The sequence below is a fragment of the Manganibacter manganicus genome, assembly GCF_002075885.1.
In the GTDB taxonomy this organism is placed as follows: domain Bacteria; phylum Pseudomonadota; class Alphaproteobacteria; order Rhizobiales; family Rhizobiaceae; genus Mesorhizobium; species Mesorhizobium manganicum.
The window spans coordinates 1-20679 of sequence record NZ_MDET01000034.1 but is presented as its reverse complement, the minus strand read 5'-3'; the positions used below and the strand labels follow the sequence as shown (position 1 = coordinate 20679).

Here is a 20679-nt window from a genome sequence, read left to right as displayed (position 1 = left end):
GAAGGAAAAGCTTAATTAGCAAATGTTTTGGAAACATGACACGCTGGGCCGGCTTCATTTGAGTCCGGTCAAAATGGGACGGGGACCGCCAAGCGAGAGGATTGTCGCCGAAGAGGGGTGGTCGTCCTTCGATGACGAGTCCAAGGGTCCGCCGGTTTCCCAAGAGGAGACACTGGCGGAACTGGAGCGGGTGCTGACTGACCCCAATTTTCGCTCATCCGAGCGGAACAAGCGTTTTTTGCGTTACGTCATGGAAAAGGTGCTTGAGGGTGCTACCGACAAGATCAAGGCTTATTCGGTCGCCGTGGACGTTTTCGGTCGGCCAGCGGATTTCGATCCGATAATCGACCCCATCGTACGCATAGAAGCGATGCGGCTGCGCTCCTCGCTCTCTCATTATTACGAAGTTCACGGGCAACAAAGCCTGCTTCGCATCGGGCTGCCCAAGGGCGGGTACGTACCTACGATCAGGAGGCGGCGACCTTCCCCGGAGCATGTGTCCCAAACCCTTGACAAGACAGTGACTGTTGCCGGTACTGCGGATGCCGTATCCGAGGAAAAGCATTCCGCGCACGCGTCGAAGCTGTTTCGAGGGCTTTCAGCAGCACTGGTCGCGAGCGGGGTTGCACTGGCCGGATTTGCCCTGTGGCGATTTGTGGCGCCGCCGACGCACACCGTATCGGAAAGGCCCCGAACCATCCTGACTGTCTCGGCAGGCGGCGACGAAACCGTTAATGCCGCGCGCGATCTCAAAGAGGCCTTGCTCATTGCGATGTCCCGGTTCCAGACCGTCACAATCGTGGACGGGTCCGGTGGTCCGGCCCGGCGCCACAATACCCAAATGACACCTTCAACCCCGGCGATCGATGCCGCTTACCAGATCGCTGTGGATTATCGCTCAACGTCGCCGCAGCAGACGCTCTGGTGGCAGGTCAGCGACCGCAACGGCGTGGTCCTCACGTCGCATATCGAACCGATTCCACAGAATGCGGAAGAACGGGACCGGATTGTGGCGCGGCTTGCAAACCGCATTGCCGGCCTGCGGGGAACGATCAGCAATTCGGAATTGCGTAAAGACTATGCTGCGCCGACCCTGGGCAACGGGTGCGTCCTGCGTGCCTATCGGTCGCTGCATTCGCTCGATCCGGCAAGGCTGCGAACGGCGAAAGCCTGCCTTGAACAAACCATCAAGGTTCTGCCGGGCCACGCTGTCGCCCATGCCGTCCTTTCCCGAGTGCTGCCGATGCTCGATTCCGCTCAGCCTCCCGCTTCGGCTGGGCACGCCCTCGACCTTGCCAATACAGCGACCGTTCTCTCACCAACATCCGCCGTCGGGGCCCGGTCGCAAATGGAAGCGTTGTTTCATCTCGGCTACACCGACGCGGCGCTCAGGGCTGGTCGCCGTGCAATGACATTGAACCCATACGACCCCGATGCCGTGGCGGCTTTTGCCGGTGTGCTGGCGCTTACCGGGCGTTGGGACGAGGCGATACCGCTTATCGAGAAGGCACGCGATCTCACTGAAACGGCCAGCCCCGAAATTCATGCCGTACTAGCCATGGATGCTTATCGGCGGGGCGCCTATGCGGTGGCTCTCTCCCGGCTTGTGCAGAGCAATCCGGCACCCTGCTGTGAAGTCAGCATCCTGCATGTCGCGACGCTGGGGCAACTGGAAATGCAAGCGGACGCACAGACGGAAGCCGCCTCGCTACAGAGGAGGGGCTTGGGATCGGAGGCTTCGGTTCACCGCTACATGACGAAACGTCACTTCGATCCCGGCTTCGTTGCGCTGTTACAGGATGGCATTTCCAAAGCCAGCTTGCCTAGCCGATAGCATTCAAAACACCAAAGCGGCGCGGTCTTTACACTTCCAAGAATTACGGCAGTGACAGCGGCTACATCTGAAGCGGTTGCCCAAGGCCAAGCTTATTACGGTGGACGCGCGACGCGTGCAGTTTCGAGAGAATAAACACATCATGTCACCGTGCCAAATCCCGGCATGGATCGAGCCTCCAAGCGCTTGTCGTGATGCATGTCATCGCCCCGAAAAGTGGGGCAGTTTCGGGACGACATACATTAGAACTTACCGGACACGTTTAGATAGAAAGCGTTTCCCTTCATCCTGTTCTTGACGCCGAACTCCGGTGCCCAGCTCAGAGAAGCATTGATGGGATTTGCCTCCGACCCACCCGTATATTTCAGCATCGGGCCGATAGCGAAGGATCTCCCCTTGAAGCCATCGAGGCGGTCTGCCAAGACGCCTTTGTCGTCTTGGAGCTGATAAAGGATCGAGCCAAATATCCCGACCCCAAACTGCTTGTTGAAATGCTGGATGACAGCCGCGTCGACATGCGCCAACGCGCCGCTGGTGTAGTCTGTGGCCGAATTCCTGGTGTTGAAGTCGATGCCGGCTGTCAAGTCGAATTCAAGGCCGGTCTCCGGATTGACCGTGGTGAAGGAAAAGTTCGGCGAAAAGGTCCAGTAATTGGTGCCTATGTTGGCGATCGCGTTTGGATCATAATTGCCGGTCGGCGCGAAAATGCGCAGGCTGGCCGATGCAAAAGTCGTTCCCGAAGCCGAACGCCATCCGAGCATGGGACCGAAGACGATGTCTCCCAGTCCACTGTCACTGTCGGATATCCCGAATCTTCGGACGTCAACGGAAGCACGTAGGTGCTGCAGGGGCAGCGACATACTGAAAGCCAGTGTCAGATTATGGCCGAGTTCCAATTCCGGCACCCATATGCCGGTGAAAGTCTGGCTGACATAATCGCTCTTCAAGCCGAGTTGGATAGACCTGCCGAGAGGAATCTGAAGATTTTTCGAGGCCGAACCATGATAATACATTGTGGAGCTCTGCCAATACACGCCCGGTGCAGGAGGTACGTATCCGACGCCTGGCGCGGCAAAGACGCCGGGAGTGTAGCGCCCGAATGCCGCCTCGGTGGCCGAGGCATTCGTGGATGCCAGCGCACAGATCGTGACGGCAGATGCCCCTGCCAATTTGAATATACTGGTTTTCACGGACAGTCCCTCGCATTGTCTCAGCCGAACGAAGCCGGGGCCGAACTTCGGCGCATTGCGTAATCAAGCGAAGTACGTAACTGTAACAAGTCGTCTCTTTCTTCGCCGTTTCGGGCGGCTATGGCCCTCAGACAACACGCTTGCCGACTACGAAAGAGGTGCCGATCTCGGCTTGCCGAGCAAGCCGGCCTTCCCACTCATTCGGTCGCGCAAAGAGAAATGATGTCGTTTTCGATTTCGTCGCAAATGTTCCGGTACTCTTCGATTTTCTCTCGATTTGAAGGGCTGTTTTCTTTTAACAGCCGTTCCAGCGTGACGCTGGCCTCTCCGAAGGCGGCGCAAAGGTCCAGGACATCAGGGTCCCTTCTGCTGAGGATTTGCAATCGGCCACGCAGGACCGGCATCTTCAGCATCAGCTTGGCGAGTCCCTGGTGACTATAGTCGACTTCCCTGGGCATTGTGGTGCCTCCCCGGTAAACAGCCGCTACCCCGCAGGCAATCCATGCCCGAGCCTTGCCAGAACGCCTGCCAGTTCTTTGCATCCGTTGGCTGGAACGAGATCTGCTGGGGACAGCGCGCTACCATCAACAAATTGTGCCTCAGTTTTGTCGAATGCATGAGCACGTTACGGTAACAACGGGCGCAGGCGCTTCACCGCCGCCTCCACCTTCGGCCGCCGTCTAAAGGCGCTGAAAGGGCTCACGCCGTCCATACGAGCCGAACAGAATTCCGAACCCGATGTTCTGCGGCGCGCCCGCCAGCCTGTTACGGTAACGTACTTCAATAGGGAACGCGTTCTTCCGAGGGTCCCGGCGACAAGACAAGTCTGTCCGACGCGGATGGACCACGCCAATGAGTTCAGCAGGTTTCTCAAAACCAGCGAGCGGGACCGGTCAATGAAAGCGGACAATCTCTCTTTTGGGAACGATGGCGTAACCACGACCCACGCCTTTGCCGCGCATGCCGTGGAAAGCAAGCCGGACGCAGCCGCCCGCACCGTGCAAGGCCCGGTCGTCTGCCCGCCCGGCATGGTTTTCGTATCCGGCGGAACCTTCCGGATGGGCTCGGATGCTCACTATCGTGAGGAGGCTCCCGCCCACAAGGTGAAGGTCGACGGGTTCTTCATCGACAGAACACCCGTCACGAATCGCCAATTCAAGGCGTTCGTCAAGGCGACCGGCCACGTCACGCTTGCAGAGCGGGTACCCGACCCGAAGGACTACCCCGGCGCGCTCCCGCACATGCTCTTTGCCGGATCTTTGGTGTTCCAAAAGACGGCGGGGCCTGCCGATCTGCGCAATCCGGCAGAATGGTGGGACTTCGTCGAAGGTGCCAACTGGAAACATCCCCTCGGCCCTAAGAGCGGTCTTTTCAAGAAGGAAAGTCACCCGGTGGTTCATATCGCCTACGATGACGCGCTGGCCTACGCGCGCTGGGCGGGCAAGGAACTGCCGAGCGAAGCCGAATGGGAATATGCGGCATGGGGCGGCGTCGAGGATGCCGAATTCGCCTGGGGTGACGAATTCGCACCCGGCGGCAGGCAGATGGCCAATACCTGGCAGGGCGACTTCCCGCATCAGAACCGCCTCGACGACGGCTTCGAGCGGACATCGCCGGTCGGCGCTTTTCCGGCGAACGGATACGACCTCCGCGACATGATCGGCAATGTCTGGGAGTGGACGACGGACTGGTGGTCGAACCGGCATCCGGACAAGGAGGCGAAGAGCTGTTGCATTCCGCAGAATCCACGAGGCGGGTCCAAAGCCGCCAGCTTCGACGAACGCCAGCCGACGATCCTGATCCCGAGAAAGGTCGTCAAAGGCGGCTCTCACCTCTGTGCGCCGAACTACTGCCGCCGCTACCGCCCGGCCGCGCGCCACGCGCAGCCCGTCGACACCTCGATGAGCCATGTCGGCTTCCGCTGCATCGTCAGGGCGGCGTCCGTTTCATCGTTAGAAAGAGAAAGGTGAACAGCTATGAGCGATACATCCAGGGATGAACGGGGCTCGGCTCCGAACGCAGGGCAGGTCCCTGCCACGGGCAGTGTCAGCCGTCGCAGCATCCTGCTTGGCGGAACGACACTTGCCGCCGCTGCCGCGCTGGCCCAGACGACCAGCGTGCGCACCGCGCAGGCGCAGGAGCAATCTGCGCCGGCGGGCGACAAGCCGAATATCCTGGTGATCTTCGGCGACGACATCGGCATCGCCAACATCAGCGCCTACTCGCACGGTCTGATGGGTTACCAGACGCCGAACATCGACAGCATTGCACGCGACGGCATCATGTTCCTCCACTACTATGCCGAGCAGTCATGCACGGCAGGTCGCGCGGCATTTCTCACCGGCCAGCACGGCCTACGGACCGGACTGACGAAGGTAGGCTTCCCCGGTGCGCCGATGGGCATGAGCCAGTTGGACCCTACCGTGGGCGGATTGCTGAAGAACCTCGGCTACGCCACCGGGCAGTTCGGCAAGAATCATGTCGGTGACCGGAACCCATCGTTACCCACCGTGAATGGTTTCGACGAATTCTTCGGCAATCTCTACCATCTCAACGCAGAAGAAGAGCCGGAACTGCCGGACTATCCGAAGGATCCTGGATATCTTGCCAAATACGGCCCGCGCGGCGTTCTCAAATGCAAGGCGACCGACGTGGACGATCCGACCGAGGATCCGCGTTTCGGCAGGGTCGGCAAGCAGACGATCGAAGACACCGGCGCGCTCACCAAGAAGCGCATGGAGACGATCGACGACGAAACCTCGGCTGCAGCCATTGACTTCATGCAGCGTCAACAAGCTGCGGGGAAGCCGTTTTTCTGCTGGTTCAACTCGACCCGCATGCATCTGCGCACACATGTCCGGGACAGCCATCGCGGCCGATACCAGCATGGTGACAGCGAATATGTCGACGGCATGATGGAGCACGACGATACCATCGGCGTCGTGCTCAAGGCGCTCGAAGACATGGGCGTCGCGGACAACACGATCGTCGTCTACACGAGCGACAACGGCCCGCATATGAACACCTGGCCGGACGGCGCCATGACCTGGTTCCGCTCGGAGAAGAACACCAACTGGGAAGGAGCTTTCCGCGTGCCCTGTTTCGTCCGCTGGCCGGGCGTCATCAAACCCAATACCGTCACCAATGAGTTGATGAGCCATAACGACTGGCTCCCGACACTCTGTTCGATCGCCGGCGAACCGGACATCGCCGAGAAGCTGAAGGCGGGCTACACGGCCAACGGCCTCGACTACAAGGTGCACCTCGACGGCTACGATCAGTCCGAATTCCTGCGCACCGTGACCGGCCCTGCTGCCGACAACAACGGGGTAAAGAGCGCCCGCGACAACTTCTTCTACGCGGACGACGATGGCCAATTGGTTGGTTTCCGCAAGGGCGATTACAAATACGTCTACTCGGAGCAGCGCTCGCCCGGCACGTTGGAATTGTGGGCGGAGCCGTTCACGACGCTTCGCCTGCAGAAGATCTTCAACCTGTTCCAGGATCCTTTCGAGCGCGCCGACATTACATCCAACACTTTCTGGGACTGGCAGATCGACCATCTCGGCGGCATCTATGGGGCGACGAACGACGTCTTCGAGTTCATAGCCACGTTCAAGGACTTTCCGCCTCGGTCCTTCCCACCGAGCTTCAATCCCGCGAACATCATGGAAAGCACTATGGATAGCTTCAAGCGGAGGGAAGCGTTCCGGCAGAACCTCGATCTCGAGAGGGTCCAAAGTGGGCTCAACAACATGATCAACGAGGCCCTCCAGCATCGCGGCGCTAACTAGCGTCAACCATTGGCTCCGCTCGCTTCCCGCCGGGCGGAGCTGTTCGCTGGATAGATCTGTGGGTGGCGTTTTCTGGGAAGCGCCGCCCGTACTGCCCGGATTTGAGGAGGGCCTGATGTTGAACCGCCGTTTCGCTATCCTGACCTTTGTCTTTTTCAGCTCCTTCTGGCTAAGTCCCCTTGCGTGCGCGCAGTCCGATCCATTGCCTTCGTGGAACGATGGAGCGACGAAATCGGCTATCACGGAGTTCATCGCGAGAGTGACGACCGAAGGCGGTTCAAATTACGTCGCGCCGGCCGAGCGCATCGCCGTTTTCGACAATGACGGCACGCTGTGGAGCGAACAGCCTGTTTATTTCCAGTTCGCCTTCGCCATCGACCGTGTAAAGGCCATGGCTCCCGAGCATCCCGAATGGAAGGATAGCGAACCGTTCAGATCGATATTCGCCGGCGACGTCAAGGGCGCTCTAGCGTCGGGGAAAAAGGGCGTCGCCGAAATCATGGCGGTGACCCACGCCGGAATGACCACCGACGCGTTCGCGGGCACGGTCAGGGACTGGATCGCGACGGCACGTCATCCGAAGTTCGCCCGCCCCTACGATGAGTTGATCTATCAGCCTATGGTGGAACTTCTGGCCTATTTGCGCGCCAATGGCTTCAAGACCTTTATAGTCTCGGGCGGCGGCGTCGAGTTCATGCGCCCCTGGGTGGAGAATGCCTACGGCATTCCACCCGAGCAGGTGGTGGGCACGTCCGGCATGGTAACCTACGAGCTGAACGGCGATAAACCGGTCCTCAAGAAAGAAGCCAAGATAGAATTCATAGACGATGGTCCTGGCAAGCCGGTCGGCATCAACCGCTTCATTGGCCGGCGGCCCATCTTCGCGGCGGGAAATTCGGATGGCGATCTGCAGATGCTGCAGTGGACGACACTCAATGACGGTCCCCGCTTCGCGCTTATCGTCCACCACACCGATGCCGAGCGGGAATTTTCCTATGATCGCGAGTCGCAAGTCGGCAAGCTCGACAAGGCACTGGACGAGGCACCCGGTCGCGGTTGGACCGTTGTCGACATGAAATCCGACTGGAAGACGGTTTATCCGGCGGCAAAGCAATAGAGCAGGTTCTGTGATCGATTGTGATGTCACGGAGCCATCATGTGTTGATTCCTGCCGAGAACTGACCGGGATTTTTCCGTCGAGAAATAACCATGTTTGAACCTGATCCTGCTCGACAGGCGCAGCGGACATTGGAGTGATGGACATGGCGTTACCCGTGCGCCGCCAATTCGTCGTTCGGCCCATGCAGCGTTAGGTGTGATGCCTGATTGTTGCATTCGACGATGAATGACCGGTTCCGGCTCCAGAATGCGCTTGCGATACCCACCCATCTTGCTGCGGCAGACCGGAGCTCTCACGATTCCGTCGATGCCTGAACGGCTCTAATCCCGCGAGCCATCCAAAGCTTCGGCTGGCACGCTGGTTTTCGATGAACTGCGTCCGCGCAGAGCATCCTTCGCCTTGATCACCAGGCTTTCCAGCCCATCCGGCAGGAACAGGATCGCCAGGATAAGGATCAGGCCGTAAAGTGCCGGGCGGATCTGGTCTGCCCCGATTCCACGCAGAATGACTTCGTCGATGATGGTGAGCGTCACCACTCCCAAGATGGGACCGTACCAGCGACTGGTTCCGCCAACGATCGTCCAGATCAGGACATAGACCATCGCATTGACGTCGAACTGGTTGGGATTGACCGTGCTCAGATTGTGCGCGTAGAGCGCGCCAGCCAGCCCGGCAAAAAACGATGCTATCACGAAAGCCAACATGCGGTAGCGGAAGGCATCGACGCCGACTGATTCCGACAGCTTGTCCTGCCAATGGATGGCGTGGAATGTCAGGCCGATACGCGACCTCTCGATCCGGTAGAGTATCCACAGAGAGACAAGCACGACCAACAGAACCAGATAATAATAGTTGATCGGGTTGAAGAAATCGATGTGGAGCGGGCCGATATTGATGTCGGGAAAGCCGGGAATGCGCTGGATGCCCTTAGGGCCGCCGAACGGATCGGTGAAGCGCTTCCAGATGAGACGCAGGATCTCGCCGGCAGCGAACGAGCCGATTAGAAAGTAGAAGCCCTTCATGCGAAATAGCGGGAAGCTCAGCACCGCAGCGACCACGCCGGCCGTTATGGCGCCGCCGATCATGGCCACCGGCACCGGAGCGCCGAAGCTCTTGGCGTAAAGCGCGCTGCCATAGGCACCCGCGCCCATCATCACCAAATGGGCCAGCGACCATTCGCCGGTCAGCGTCTGCAAGCGGTAGCTGGCCACGACAAGGACGTTGATGGCCAGCAGAACCATGAGTTCGCGCTGCGAGAAGGTAACGAAATACGGAGCCACGATGATGATGGCGGCGAGAACTGCGATGCCGATCAGGCCGGCGCCGCCGATTGTGGTTTTTTCAGGCACGTTCGCGCACTCCAAACAGGCCCTGGGGCTTGACCACAAGCACTGCAAGCATCAGCAGCAGACCGACAATATTGGCGATGACACCGTCGTAGAACGTCGTCACGAACGTATGGACGAAGGCATAGAGGATGGCGGCCACGACCGCGCCCTCGAGGCTACCGACACCACCGACGATGATGATAATGAACGCGGTCACGATGACGCTGTGGCCCATATAGGGCGACGGCGCGACAAGCGGCGCGGTCATTGCGCCGGCCACACCGGCAAGGGCCGCACCGATGAACATGGCATAGCGTGCCGTCTGGTTGATCGATATGCCTTGCAGGGCGGCCGCTTCGCGATCCTGCGCGCAAGCGCGCAACGCCCAGCCGAACTTGCTTCGACGCAGGAACAACCACAATGCGGCCAGCAGCACGATAGTCACGACGATCACCGCGAGCCGTTCATAGGTGAGCACGGCACCTCCGACGGTGATGCCGCCTTGCGACACCCGCGGAACATTCTGGTTGCGCAAACCGAAGCCGACCACCGCCACTGTCTGCAAAATGAGCAGAAAACCGATCGAGGCGATCAGACCACCCAGCGGATTCGTTCGCAGCGGCCTGAACAGCGTCAATTCCATCAATATGCCGAGGCAGCCGACAAATACGAGGCCGAGCGCCACCGCAACGAAAAAGGGCAACCCATTCCAGGCGTAGAAGAAGACGATCGCATATGCGCCGGCCATATAGAGTTCGCCATGCGCGAAATTCACGACGCCCATGACGCCGAAGATCAGCACCAACCCAACGGCGATCAGCGCCATATAGCTCGCTGCATAAGATGCATTGAAAACGGTTTGCAGGAGAAAGTCCGGCATTGGCTAGCCCCATCCGGTGACGTCATGATCGAGAGGTGGACCGGCGAGCCACAAGGGCCCGCCGGGGCATGTCTCAGGTCCGCTGGTTCCACATCTGGCCGAGCGCCGTCATGTGCTTGACCAACAACTCACCGTTCTTGTCCCACCAGTCGGGGATTGAGCGGAATTCGGCGATCGTGGCCTTGCCATCGCGGATAACGACCACCGGCCAATCACCGACCAGCGCATTGTCGATGCCGAACAGTTCCTTGCCCCACCAGCGGGCGTCGCCAAAGGCATGCTTGCCCTTGCCGCCTTCCTTCATGGCTTTGAGCGTATCTTCCGGTTCGGCACTGCCGGCGCGATTCGCGGCATCCGCCCACAGATCGAGGATCGATGCGTATTCCCACGACACGGCCGACCATTGCGTCGCGCCGTAACGCTTGACGTATTCGGCGTAATATTCGTTCGGCTTCTTGAAGTTGATGCGCGGGTCGTTGAGGGCCTTGTCGTCGAAATCCGGAAACTGGAAGATGACGCCTTCCATGAATTCCTTGGAAGTGCGGTCCACGATGCGCTGGTAGAAATCCAGCGTACAGGAGATGATCTGGCCCTTGTAGCCCTGCTGGAATGCCTGTTCGCACAGTGGCTGCACGTAATCGGCATAGCAGGTGTCCAGGCACAATATGTCCGGATTGTTTGCCAGGAGTTGCGTCATCACCGGCGCGAAGTCGGTGGTCGCCGGATCGAAGAACAATGGTTCGCTCGCCATCTTGATGCCGGCAGCCTCGAACGCGGCCAGATAGGTCGCGACCGATGGCTTGCCGAGGGCATCGTCCTGCGCGCAGATCACCGCCGTTTTCAGTTCGGGGCGGTTGGCGGCCAGCCATTCCACTCCCGTGACATTATAGATCGGGTGCACCTCGCATGGCGCAATCAGGGTCGTGGTGTCGGGCGTCAGATCGCTCGGCAGCAGCGTCGAGACCATCATGCCCTGACGAGCCGCGATCTCCTCGACACCCGGCCATGAGTTGCCGCCGAGCATCATGATGAACTTGACCTCATTTTCACGGATGAGCTGCGTGGCGCCGGTGCGCGCCTTGCCGGCGTCATCCTCGTCGTCATAGGACACAAGCTCGATCTTGTAGGGCTTGCCGCCGATCTCCACGCCGCCGGCCTCGTTGGTCCAGTCGGCCCAGATCTGGCAGCCGTCGAGGCCTGGCTTGCCCCATGCGGCGACAGGCCCGGTCAGCGGCGCCAGAAAGCCGATCTTGATGACATCGCCCTCGGCGAACGCCGCTTTCGGCATGCCGACGATCGGCAAGAGCGCGGCACTCGCCGCTCCGGTCAGGAGAGATCGCCGGGTCAGCGAAAAATTCGGTTCCGATTTCATTGCAATTCCTCCGCTCGTTTTGATGCGTGACAGGCAATCGCCCAGACAGTTCCCATCCCGGCGCCTTTTGTTTCTGGAATGCGTCGTGCCGGGTACGACGTATCCATCTTCATCCGCCTTACCGGTGGAGTTGTCTTTCCGCTTCCGGCACATGCCTTGCAGCGTCCGGCGCGCCTTTTTCACGGGCCGCAAGCAGGATGACGGCAGCCATCAGCTTGCGGGGGTCACTCAGGGTCACCGGTCGCTCGCGATGCCAGCGCGCGAGGCGCGATGCCGCCTCCTCGGGGGCGATAAGGGCCAGTGGCGCGTCGGCGTGTATTTCTTCTCGCAGGGTGGCCAACAACTCACGCCCCCTGACACGCCAGCGCTCTTCATAGGCCGGACGATGCAGCCGCTCCATGCGCAGGTGGAACATCGAGGAGCGTGCGGTTCGCGGCGCGGTCATTGCCTCTATCCAGCCATCGCAGGCCGCCCAGGCTTGAACCGCCGCCGCCCTGATCCGCTCCGCTCCACCGTTTCCATCCGTCGCAACGATGGCCGCCTGGTTGCTGAGGCTGGCGGCAAGGCGCGGGTCGTTGGCAGCGAATTCGGCACGCGCCAGCCGCAACGCGGCGGCTATCTCGGAGCCGACGACATCGTTTTTCCCCGCAGCCAGCGCGGTGAAAGCCGCCTCTGCCAGGCGTTCCCACTCAAGATCGGCTTCGCTCCAGCCCGCGGCAAGAAGGTCCTGAAAAGTCCAGTCCTCACGCACCAAGATACGCCCTCCGCACATGGTCATTGGTCTTCAGATCGGCGGCCTTGCCTTCGACGGCAACCGTGCCGACCTCAAGCACATAGGCATAGGACGCCAGTTTCAGCGCCAGGCCGGCATTCTGCTCGACCAGCACCACCGGCACACCGCGCTCGGCGATGCCCGAAACGATGCTCGCCATTTCCTGCACCATCACTGGCGAAAGCCCCATGGAAGGCTCGTCCAGCAACAGCAGCTTCGGCCCCGACATCAGCGCCCGGCCGATTGCCACCATTTGCTGCTCCCCACCCGAAAGCGTGCGCGCCCATTGAGTGCGCCGCTCCTTGAGACGCGGAAACCGGTGAAAGATGTCCTCGATGTCGCTTTCTATCTTCGCCTTGTCGGCGCGCAGGAACGCGCCGATACGCAGATTTTCCTCGACCGTGAGGTCGGGAAAGATGCGCCGCCCTTCCGGCACATGGGCGATGCCGCGCGCAACGATCTTTTCCGCCGGCAGATTGTCGATCCGCTCGCCATCGAAATGAATCTCGCCCCGCGAGGCGCGGGCAAGCCCGGAGATCGATCGGAGCGTCGTGCTCTTTCCGGCGCCGTTGGCGCCGATGATGGTCACGATTCCACCAGAGGGCACCTGCAAGCTGACACCCTTGAGGGCGGCAACCTTCTGGTAGTGGACATGCAGGTCGCGAACTTCAAGCAGCATCGTCAGCACGCCCCAGATAAGCCTCGATCACGCGCGGGTCGCTGGCGATCTCCTGCGGCGTTCCTTCGACAAGGAACTCGCCGAAGTTCATCACCGTGATGCGTTCGCACAGACCCATGACGGCCTGCATGTCGTGTTCGACCAGCATGATGGTGATGTCGCGCTCGTCACGGATGCGGCGCACATGCTCCATCATGCGCCGCGTCTCCTCCGGGTTCATGCCGGTGAACGGTTCATCGAGCAGGATCAGTGTAGGGTCGGCGGCCAGCGCCACCGCCATGCCGAGCGCACGCTGATGGCCATGCGGCAGGCTGGATGCCGGCTCGTTCGCAAGCCCACCGAGATCGAACAGTTCCAGCGCCTCGCGCGCCTTCTTGTCGGCAGCACGCTCGATCGTCGCGTCACGCCCGGTGATGCGCGATGTAAAGCTGGCGCCAGCCGAGCGATGGCAGCCGACGCGGACATTGTCGAGCACGCTGAATTCCTGAAACAGCGTCGTGCCCTGGAAGGTGCGGATCAGGCCGCGCTGGGCCAACCGGCTTGTCTTGAGACCGGAGACGTCCTGCCCTTGATAGAGGACATTGCCGCTGGTCGGTTTGTAATACCCGCTGACCAAACTGAAAGTCGTGGTTTTTCCCGCGCCATTCGGACCAATAAGGCCATGGATACTGTTGGGCGCGACGGAAAAGGAAAGATTATTGACGGCAGTCAGGCCGCCGAATTTGCGCGTGACATTACGCAATTCCAGAATCGGTGCGTCGGACAGTGCAACCTCCCGTTGGATACTGCCAGGCATGCCCGCGCGGATTTTTCCATTCACGAACTCGCCGATTGAATACAAGCGCGACAAAAATTCTTCACGACGCTCCATTCATGGAACGCCTCACAAGTCCCCATATCGCGAAAGTTATTTCACTGTCAGTGTAGGTTCGTGCGCGACAACCTGTCAACCACTTTTATACCAAATTAGGACCAATCACGTTTTCCGGAACGGACCGCGTGAACCACGCCGCGCATATTGGCTCTTTCGCGAGGTGGGCCAATTGCGAGACAAGGAAATAATTTCCTGATTTCGCATGACTCAGATGTCGGTGTTGGTTCAATGCGCCAAGATCGAATCTCTGAACATCGTCATGGTCTCGATCTTGGAGAGCGTGGCGAAGGCACGACACCCTTGCAACCGCCCATGTTGTTTCCAGCAGGCAGGCGGCGGCGCGTTGCAGCGAGCCAAAATTCATTTCTGACAAAGCAGCGCTAATTTTTGCGCCGCCGCGCTCATCCCAATAAAATCCCGGCCTGATGGGCTATGTCGCGCAGGAATGGCAGCCCGACTTCGACGACGTCCGCCGGCCGTTTGGCGACCGGCCGCCATATGGCAAGAGCGCCGGCGATGTCGACATCGACATGGTTCATGCTTTCGAGCGTGACCGGTCCACGATAGTCGATATTCGCCAAGGCATTCATGCAAGCTGCCCAGTTCAACATTCCCTGGCCCGGTACGCCGCGATTGGCTTCCGAGACGTGCAGGTAACCCAGGAACGGCGCCGCGGCCTCGAACCCTGAGGAAAAGCTCTCTTCCTCGATATGCATGTGATAGGTATCGAGATGGATGAAGATGTTGTCCGCACCGGTGCGCCTGATGATGTTCGCGGCTGCCTCGCCCGTATTGATCAGATGCGTTTCATAGCGGTTGCAGGGCTCGATGCCGAGCTTGAGCTTATATGACTTTGCGAGCGCGGCAGCCTTTTCCAGAAAGCGGCATGTCCCATCGATTTCCCTTTGCGTCGGCGCGCGCCCCGTCGTCTTGCCGAGGGTTGCGTAGGTAACGCCCGCCAGGCCGAAGCTGCCGATTTCGGCACAGACGCGGAACGCCGGCTCCAGAAATGCCAATCCGTCCTGAGGCTGCTCGATGACGTCGATCGTCGCAGGCAGGCCGAGCGAAGCGATCAGTTCAATATCATGGCGATCGGCGAACGAGCGCGCCGCGCCAGTGTCGATTTCCGATGGACGCAGAAGCGGAATTTCCAGCAAGCCGATGCCTTGCGCCTTCAACTGTTCCATCTGTGGTTCGATCCGGGCAATATCCCAGACAGGCGCGATAGCGAAAGTGTGCAGTCCGAAGGTATTGGCCATTGAATTCAACCTTGTTGTTCGTGCGCCGCCGCAGCGCTGGTGTCACCACCGCCGACGATGCTGGCGACGACCTCGTTCATGCCGGTTTCGGCCGTTGTCAGATCGGCAGCGGCGCGGCCGTGGCGCAGCACCACGATGCGGTCGGTAACGGCAAGCACGTCGTTTAGCCGGTGAGAGATCAAGATCACGGCGATGCCTTCCGAGCGCAGCCGCCGGATCAGGTCAAGCACGCCCTGCACCTCGCGCACGGCGAGCGCGGCAGTTGGCTCGTCCATGATGACCAGCTTCGGATTGAAGGTCAGCGCGCGTGCAATCGCCACCGTCTGCTGCTGGCCGCCGGAAAAGGATCCAACCGGGCGGTTGAGCGCAGGCAGACGCGCGCCCAGACGCTCAATCATCTGTTGCGCCTGCCTGTTCATTGCACCCTTGTCGACGAAGCCGGGAATGAACCCGAACAGCTTCACGGTCGGTTCACGGCCGAGAAAGATGTTGCTGGCAACATCCTGCTGCTTTGCCAGCGACAGATCCTGATAGATCATCTCGATGCCGAGTTGGCGCCGTGCGCCAGGATCCAGCGGCAGAATGTCCTGTCCGTCCAGTTCGACCGCGCCGGCGTCCGCCCGATAAATACCGGTGATTGTCTTCATCAAGGTCGACTTGCCGGCGCCGTTGTCGCCGACGAGGCCGACTACCTCCCCCTTGCGCACCGTCAAATCGACACCATGCAGAACGTCGACCGAACCGAAGCTCTTGGTAATGCCCGTCAGTTTGAGCAAGGTCATACCCGACTCTCCCGGCGCACCTGGTATTGGTCGATAAACACCGCAAGGATCAGCACCGCGCCGATCGCCATTTGCTGGTAATAGGATTGGACGGCCATCAGCGTCAGCCCGTTCTGCAGCACCCCCATGATCAGCGCGCCAATGATGGTGCCGAGAATAGAGGCGCGACCGCCGAACAGATTGGTGCCGCCAATTATGGCGGCGGTGATTGCCGTCAGTTCATAGTTGAGACCGGCTGTAGGATCGCCGGCATTGACGCGCGCCGTGAAGAGAAGGCCGGCAAGGCCGGCAAGTGCGCCGGAAAGCGTGTAGATGATGCGGCTATGATGCGCCACACGGATACCGGCTGCCCGCGCCGCACCCTCGCTATCACCTAAAGCCAGGGTGTGCCGGCCAAAGCGGGTATAGGCCAGCACACAATGCGCCAGCAGGGCCGTTACGACGAAGATGATCACCGGCATCGGAATGCCGAAAGGGCGCCCTTGGCCGATGTAGACCATGGCAGAGGGCAGACCATAGATCGCCCGGCCATTCGAAATGACCAAAGCCAAGCCACGGGCCAAACCCAGCATGCCGAGCGTCACGATGAAAGCCGGCACGAAAGCACGCGTGACGAGTTGCCCGTTGATGTTGCCGGCTGCCGCACCTGCCAACAAGCAGGCCAATACGGCAAGCGGCCATGGCCAGTTCAGGTTCACCGCAACCAATGCGCCCACCACGCCAGCCAGGCCCATCACCGATCCGATCGAAAGGTCCAGCCCGCCCGCGCCAAGCACAAAGGTGGCCGAGATCGCCAGAACACCAATCGTGGATGTGGCGAGCAGGATGTTCAAAAGATTGGAAAGCGACAGGAAATAAGGCGACAGCACCGTCATGACGGCGGCAAGTCCAATCAGCACGACAAGCGATTCCAGCCTTATATGCAGGCTCTCTACACAGGCACGTTGCGCGCGTGTCCATGGATTGGATTGTGTCCCGTCAGCAATCATTGAGTGCGGCTCGCTTTTGTCCAATGCGCTCCCGAGAATGCCGCGAGCGATATTTCCTGCCGGCCGGCGGCACCGGCCGGCTCGGACAGTCATCGTGCTTATTTCAGATATTTCAGCAGCGGATCGGTGCCAGCTTCAAGCGTGTCCTTGGTCACGACAAGCGTAGGAACTGCAATGCTTTCAGGTACGGTTTCTCCGGCCAACGCTTTCTTGACGTTTTCGACGGCCTGTTCTCCAACCAGATAGGGCAGTTGAGCGACCGATGCGTTGAGGCGGCCCTGCTTGATCGACTTGACCGCATCCGAATTGCCGTCGACGCCGATGATCGTCACCTGATCACCCTTGCCGGCTGCATAGACAGCCTCGACCGCTCCCAGCGCCATTCCGTCATTGGCACAGAAGATGGCCGCGAGATCGGGATGTGCGGTCAGCGTATCGTTGGCAATCGACGCGGCCTTGCCGCGATCCCAGTCGCCCGGCAACGAGCCGATGATTTCAAGGCCCGGCGCCGCTTCCTTCAGCCTGTCGGCAAAGCCGCTGGCCCGCTTCTGGCTCGTAATATTGCCGGACAGGCCTTCAATGACCAGAACCGGTCCTTTGGCATCCTTGCCGAGCTTTTGTGCGAGATAATCCGCGGCTTGGGCGCCGGCCGCAATGTTGTCGGATCCGATATGGAAGGTAACCTTGATACCCTCATTGTCGAGCACAGTCTGGTCGAGATTGTTGTCCAGGTCGACGATCTTGATTTTAGCGTCCTGCGCGGCCTTGAGACACGGCAACAAATTGGTCGAGCTGATGGCCGCGGTAATCATCGCCACCGGCTTGCGCTGCAACATCGTATTGCACAGATTGAGCTGTGGCTCGCTTGCCTGGTCGCTTTCAGCGGCTTGAAGGAAATATTTTACGCCAGCCTTTTCTGCTCCGGCCTTCACGCCTTCAGCCATTGCGCCCCAAAATGGATTGGCCAGCGTCTTCATGAGCACGCCATATTCGCCATCATCAGCCTTGGCTATTCCCACGGACGCCACCGCTAAAGCGGCGCCGAGCGCGGCAGCAACGCGCCATTTACTCCGTTTGGACATAATTATTCCTCCCTTGTTGCAAGAAAATGTCACGTCGTCAGTGGACAACTGATAGCTCCGACCTGTGGGGGCAAGCCATTGCTCGCCTTTTGATCTCGAAAGCGGTCGCTGCCAGGCGGGCTGACGGATTCGCGCATCAACACCTTGCAAGGTTCAAGCAGCATCCGTGGCGGACCGTCATCTCCCTCGATCCTGCGAAAGAGCAGATCCATGGCCTGCATCGCTATGCGCCGCACCGGCTGAACCACGGCCGCGATGGCCGGAAATGTCACCTGCATCCATTCGGCATCGTCAAAGCCGACCAGCGATATATCGGCAGGGCAATGCCAAGCCTGCCGCCGAAATTCCGACAAGGCCACCAGAGTGCCTTTCAAAAAAAGTGAATACACGGCGGTTGGTCGCTCGCCCTTGCTGAAATAGCTGCGGAGCGCGGCGCGAAGAGGAGCCACTTCGCTTTCCGAAAGGATAACATCGATGCGCATGTCCGGCGCGATCGCCTGCGCCTGACTGCGGAAACCGTCCAGACGCGCATGCACCGTCGCGGCCTGTTCCCCAAGCCCGATGACCAGGACATGGCGGTGGCCCCTGGCGACCAATGCACGAGCCACCTCGGCGCTGGCCGCAGCACTATCGGCCGAAACCGTGTCGAAGGTATCGCTGGCAATCACCCGATCGATCATGACGCCGGTCATGCCATTGGTCTTCATGAAGGCAGCCGCCGGGCCGTGTTCGTTGCGTACCGGCGACAATACGACGCCCGAAACACGCCAGTCGTGCATGCGTTCGAGAATTTCCGTCTCGCGCGTTTCGGATTCGCGGCTGGATGCGGCGACCAGGGCGTAGCCACGCTGTTCAGCCAACCGTTCCAGTTCGGTCACGATGCTGCCGAAGAATTCGCTTTCGAATTCAGGCACTATGGCCCCGATGATACGGCGTTTTGAACGTCTGAGTTCGGAAGCCAGCGGATCGATGCGATAGCTGAGTTGTTCGACAGCTTCGAACACCCGTTTGGCATTGGCGGATTTTACGGTTGCCACGCCTCGCAATACCTTCGACACCGTGGCAGCGGACACGCCGGCATGACTGGCCACGTCGTGGATCGACGGACGTCGCTGGTTAAGACCCTGCCTGGCCATTGACCTCCTCCCAAAGGGCAGACCCTCGATGAGCGCCCGCGAGAGCAGTGGTAAATCGATTTTTCGCAATTGTAAATCGATTCATTTTTAATATGCTTGCATCACGGCTGCCATTGGGCGTGCCGCCGGCAGGAGGAAATTCAATGCTGGACAGCGATCCGCCCCTGGTTATCAGCGCGCCTGAACCGCGCACGCTGGATCTGATATTCACACCGCAGCAACTGGCCGAATTCCAGTCCCGCTACCGCATCGTGGAGACATGTGCATCCGGTCTGGCCTCCTTGCCGGAAGATGTGTTGGAAAAGGTTCGTTACATTGTCGGGCAGCCGCCGATTTCTTTGCAAACGCTCCACCAGATGAAAGACCTGCGTTGCATCTTCAATGTAGAAACCAACCTCATAGACAACATGCCTTATGAAGTGCTGTTTCAACGCGGGGTTCACGTCGTCACCACCGGGCTGGTTTTCGCCGAACCGGTCGCCGAACTCGGCTTGGCTTTGGCGCTTGACCTGGCGCGTGGTGTCATTGATGCCGACCTCGCTTTCCGGGAGGGTCGCGAACTTTGGGGCGGTGACGGCAATGCGACGGCACGGCTTTTGTCCGGCGCGGAGGTCGGCATCGTCGGCTTCGGCGATCTCGGTCGTGCGCTAAACAGGCTTCTTGCCGGTTTCCGCACCCACACGCGCGTTTATGATCCCTGGCTGCCGCCTTCCGTGTTGGCCGACAACGGTGTCGAGCCGGCGACACTGGACGAGGTGCTCTCTCGAAGCGATTTCGTCTTCGTGGTGGCTTCGGTGACTTCGGACAATGAGGGTTTTCTCGGCGCTGATGCCTTTGCCAGAATGCGTAAGGGCGCGGCCTTCATTTTGCTGTCGCGCGCCGGCGTCGTTGATTTCGATGCCCTCATGGCTGCTGTCAAAAGCAAGCATATTGTCGCTGCAAGCGACGTGTTTCCGGAAGAGCCGCTGGCAAAAGATCATCCTGTGCGCGCATTACCCGGTTTCATCCGCTCAGCCCATCGGGCCGGTGCGCTGGATATCGCCTTCAAGCGCATGGGCAGCATGGTTTTGGAGGACATGGCGTTAATGGATCGCGGCTTGCCGCCGATGCGCTCCAAGCGTGCCGAGCGCGAGACAGTCTCGCGCATGCGCTCGAAGCCCGTCGACAAGAACTAAGATCCAGACACTGGGGTAGCTCCGGCTCGTCCGTTCGTTGTATCTCACGGTCAAATCATGGCTGTTGTCGAACCACGAGGACGGCCGAGTCCGTGTGGATGGAAATTTATCGCCTGCCGTAATCGATAAGAATAATTCCGTTGCCAATCAGGCGCTTGCCCCGTTAACGGCGATTTCTTTCTCGCCGCTTTATCCACACCCATCATCCTTCCCGCATAATCCGTCTCAGCAGCTTGCCAGCGGGAACGGGTGTGCACACTCGAGCATCCAGGCAAGTGTGGCGCCGGGTGTGTTATCCGTAACAGTGAACGGAACCGCCCGGCCCGAACCGGACCTGCGTTGCTCGCGCTCGCAAATGGGCGATGGGCCGGGAAAGGCAAGGGTAGAAACGCCGGCGGGCGCGGACAACCGTG

At 59.9% G+C, this 20679-nt stretch carries 18 protein-coding genes and 1 pseudogene; 5 read left to right on the top strand and 14 right to left on the bottom strand.

Annotated features, from left to right (window positions below):
• Positions 1-73 precede the first annotated feature (73 nt).
• A complete protein-coding gene (locus BFN67_RS17485; RefSeq protein WP_158083526.1) occupies positions 74-1834 on the top strand; it encodes a tetratricopeptide repeat protein in 1761 nt (586 codons plus the stop codon).
• Positions 1835-2076: 242 nt separating this feature from the next.
• Here the strand turns inward: BFN67_RS17485 and BFN67_RS17480 are convergent, their stop codons facing one another.
• On the bottom strand, positions 2077-3024 hold the full coding sequence (locus tag BFN67_RS17480) for a SphA family protein (RefSeq protein ID WP_139789233.1): 948 nt from the start codon (positions 3022-3024) through the stop codon (positions 2077-2079).
• Between the two features lie 197 nt (positions 3025-3221).
• Entirely contained in the window at positions 3222-3482 is a 261-nt protein-coding gene (locus tag BFN67_RS17475) for a hypothetical protein (RefSeq protein WP_080920817.1), read from the bottom strand.
• Positions 3483-4052: 570 nt separating this feature from the next.
• Between BFN67_RS17475 and BFN67_RS17470 the strand changes: the two genes are divergently transcribed.
• The 3 genes from BFN67_RS17470 to BFN67_RS17460 all read left to right on the top strand — a co-directional run bounded on the left by BFN67_RS17470 (position 4053) and on the right by BFN67_RS17460 (position 7935).
• Positions 4053-4994, top strand: coding sequence for a formylglycine-generating enzyme family protein (locus tag BFN67_RS17470; RefSeq protein ID WP_080920983.1), 942 nt, complete (start codon positions 4053-4055; stop codon positions 4992-4994).
• Between the two features lie 6 nt (positions 4995-5000).
• Complete coding sequence (locus BFN67_RS17465) at positions 5001-6818, top strand: arylsulfatase (protein WP_080920816.1); 1818 nt, start codon at positions 5001-5003, stop codon at positions 6816-6818.
• A 115-nt stretch (positions 6819-6933) separates the two neighbouring features.
• Positions 6934-7935 (top strand): HAD family hydrolase, encoded by a 1002-nt coding sequence (locus tag BFN67_RS17460; RefSeq protein ID WP_080920982.1) that lies wholly within the window; start codon positions 6934-6936, stop codon positions 7933-7935.
• Positions 7936-8089: 154 nt separating this feature from the next.
• On the opposite strand, the pseudogene BFN67_RS25245 reads toward BFN67_RS17460, so the two are convergent.
• The 12 genes and pseudogenes from BFN67_RS25245 to BFN67_RS17405 all read right to left on the bottom strand — a co-directional run.
• A pseudogene (locus BFN67_RS25245) lies at positions 8090-8222 on the bottom strand (IS630 family transposase); the annotation flags it as partial.
• A 36-nt stretch (positions 8223-8258) separates the two neighbouring features.
• Complete coding sequence (locus BFN67_RS17455) at positions 8259-9287, bottom strand: branched-chain amino acid ABC transporter permease (RefSeq protein ID WP_204842222.1); 1029 nt, start codon at positions 9285-9287, stop codon at positions 8259-8261.
• On the bottom strand, positions 9280-10146 hold the full coding sequence (locus BFN67_RS17450) for a branched-chain amino acid ABC transporter permease (RefSeq protein ID WP_080920815.1): 867 nt from the start codon (positions 10144-10146) through the stop codon (positions 9280-9282). The genes BFN67_RS17455 and BFN67_RS17450 overlap by 8 nt, the downstream gene beginning before the upstream one ends.
• 73 nt (positions 10147-10219) lie before the next feature.
• The gene (locus tag BFN67_RS17445) at positions 10220-11518 is read right to left on the bottom strand and encodes an ABC transporter substrate-binding protein (RefSeq protein WP_139789232.1); all 1299 of its coding nucleotides are present in this window, start codon (positions 11516-11518) and stop codon (positions 10220-10222) included.
• Between the two features lie 118 nt (positions 11519-11636).
• Complete coding sequence (locus BFN67_RS17440; RefSeq protein WP_139789231.1) at positions 11637-12272, bottom strand: hypothetical protein; 636 nt, start codon at positions 12270-12272, stop codon at positions 11637-11639.
• Positions 12262-12969 carry an ABC transporter ATP-binding protein gene (locus tag BFN67_RS17435; protein ID WP_080920813.1) on the bottom strand — a complete coding sequence of 236 codons (708 nt, stop codon included), beginning with the start codon at positions 12967-12969 and terminating at the stop codon, positions 12262-12264. The genes BFN67_RS17440 and BFN67_RS17435 overlap by 11 nt, the downstream gene beginning before the upstream one ends.
• Positions 12959-13765: an ABC transporter ATP-binding protein gene (locus BFN67_RS17430; protein ID WP_139789230.1), complete on the bottom strand. Its 807-nt coding sequence runs from the start codon at positions 13763-13765 to the stop codon at positions 12959-12961. Before BFN67_RS17430 ends, BFN67_RS17435 begins: the two co-directional genes overlap by 11 nt.
• A gap of 479 nt (positions 13766-14244) precedes the next feature.
• Entirely contained in the window at positions 14245-15102 is an 858-nt protein-coding gene (locus tag BFN67_RS17425; protein ID WP_080920812.1) for a sugar phosphate isomerase/epimerase family protein, read from the bottom strand.
• A 5-nt stretch (positions 15103-15107) separates the two neighbouring features.
• On the bottom strand, positions 15108-15884 hold the full coding sequence (locus tag BFN67_RS17420) for an ATP-binding cassette domain-containing protein (RefSeq protein ID WP_080920811.1): 777 nt from the start codon (positions 15882-15884) through the stop codon (positions 15108-15110).
• Positions 15881-16873 carry an ABC transporter permease gene (locus BFN67_RS17415; protein ID WP_080920810.1) on the bottom strand — a complete coding sequence of 331 codons (993 nt, stop codon included), beginning with the start codon at positions 16871-16873 and terminating at the stop codon, positions 15881-15883. Before BFN67_RS17415 ends, BFN67_RS17420 begins: the two co-directional genes overlap by 4 nt.
• 98 nt (positions 16874-16971) lie before the next feature.
• The gene (locus BFN67_RS17410; protein ID WP_080920809.1) at positions 16972-17955 is read right to left on the bottom strand and encodes a sugar ABC transporter substrate-binding protein; all 984 of its coding nucleotides are present in this window, start codon (positions 17953-17955) and stop codon (positions 16972-16974) included.
• A 29-nt stretch (positions 17956-17984) separates the two neighbouring features.
• Positions 17985-19091 (bottom strand): LacI family DNA-binding transcriptional regulator, encoded by a 1107-nt coding sequence (locus tag BFN67_RS17405; protein WP_080920808.1) that lies wholly within the window; start codon positions 19089-19091, stop codon positions 17985-17987.
• Positions 19092-19234: 143 nt separating this feature from the next.
• Between BFN67_RS17405 and BFN67_RS17400 the strand changes: the two genes are divergently transcribed.
• Complete coding sequence (locus tag BFN67_RS17400) at positions 19235-20266, top strand: hydroxyacid dehydrogenase (RefSeq protein ID WP_080920807.1); 1032 nt, start codon at positions 19235-19237, stop codon at positions 20264-20266.
• Positions 20267-20679 lie beyond the last annotated feature (413 nt).

Coding starts and splice junctions, on each gene's coding strand:
- BFN67_RS17485 (WP_158083526.1), top strand. CDS start 74: ATGGGACGGGGACCGCCAAGCGAGAGGATTGTCGCCGAAGAGGGGTGG.
- BFN67_RS17475 (WP_080920817.1), bottom strand. CDS start 3,482: ATGCCCAGGGAAGTCGACTATAGTCACCAGGGACTCGCCAAGCTGATG.
- BFN67_RS17470 (WP_080920983.1), top strand. CDS start 4,053: ATGGTTTTCGTATCCGGCGGAACCTTCCGGATGGGCTCGGATGCTCAC.
- BFN67_RS17465 (WP_080920816.1), top strand. CDS start 5,001: ATGAGCGATACATCCAGGGATGAACGGGGCTCGGCTCCGAACGCAGGG.
- BFN67_RS17460 (WP_080920982.1), top strand. CDS start 6,934: ATGTTGAACCGCCGTTTCGCTATCCTGACCTTTGTCTTTTTCAGCTCC.
- BFN67_RS17450 (WP_080920815.1), bottom strand. CDS start 10,146: ATGCCGGACTTTCTCCTGCAAACCGTTTTCAATGCATCTTATGCAGCG.
- BFN67_RS17445 (WP_139789232.1), bottom strand. CDS start 11,518: ATGAAATCGGAACCGAATTTTTCGCTGACCCGGCGATCTCTCCTGACC.
- BFN67_RS17435 (WP_080920813.1), bottom strand. CDS start 12,969: ATGCTGCTTGAAGTTCGCGACCTGCATGTCCACTACCAGAAGGTTGCC.
- BFN67_RS17430 (WP_139789230.1), bottom strand. CDS start 13,765: ATGCCTGGCAGTATCCAACGGGAGGTTGCACTGTCCGACGCACCGATT.
- BFN67_RS17425 (WP_080920812.1), bottom strand. CDS start 15,102: ATGGCCAATACCTTCGGACTGCACACTTTCGCTATCGCGCCTGTCTGG.
- BFN67_RS17420 (WP_080920811.1), bottom strand. CDS start 15,884: ATGACCTTGCTCAAACTGACGGGCATTACCAAGAGCTTCGGTTCGGTC.
- BFN67_RS17415 (WP_080920810.1), bottom strand. CDS start 16,873: ATGATTGCTGACGGGACACAATCCAATCCATGGACACGCGCGCAACGT.
- BFN67_RS17410 (WP_080920809.1), bottom strand. CDS start 17,955: ATGTCCAAACGGAGTAAATGGCGCGTTGCTGCCGCGCTCGGCGCCGCT.
- BFN67_RS17405 (WP_080920808.1), bottom strand. CDS start 19,091: ATGGCCAGGCAGGGTCTTAACCAGCGACGTCCGTCGATCCACGACGTG.
- BFN67_RS17400 (WP_080920807.1), top strand. CDS start 19,235: ATGCTGGACAGCGATCCGCCCCTGGTTATCAGCGCGCCTGAACCGCGC.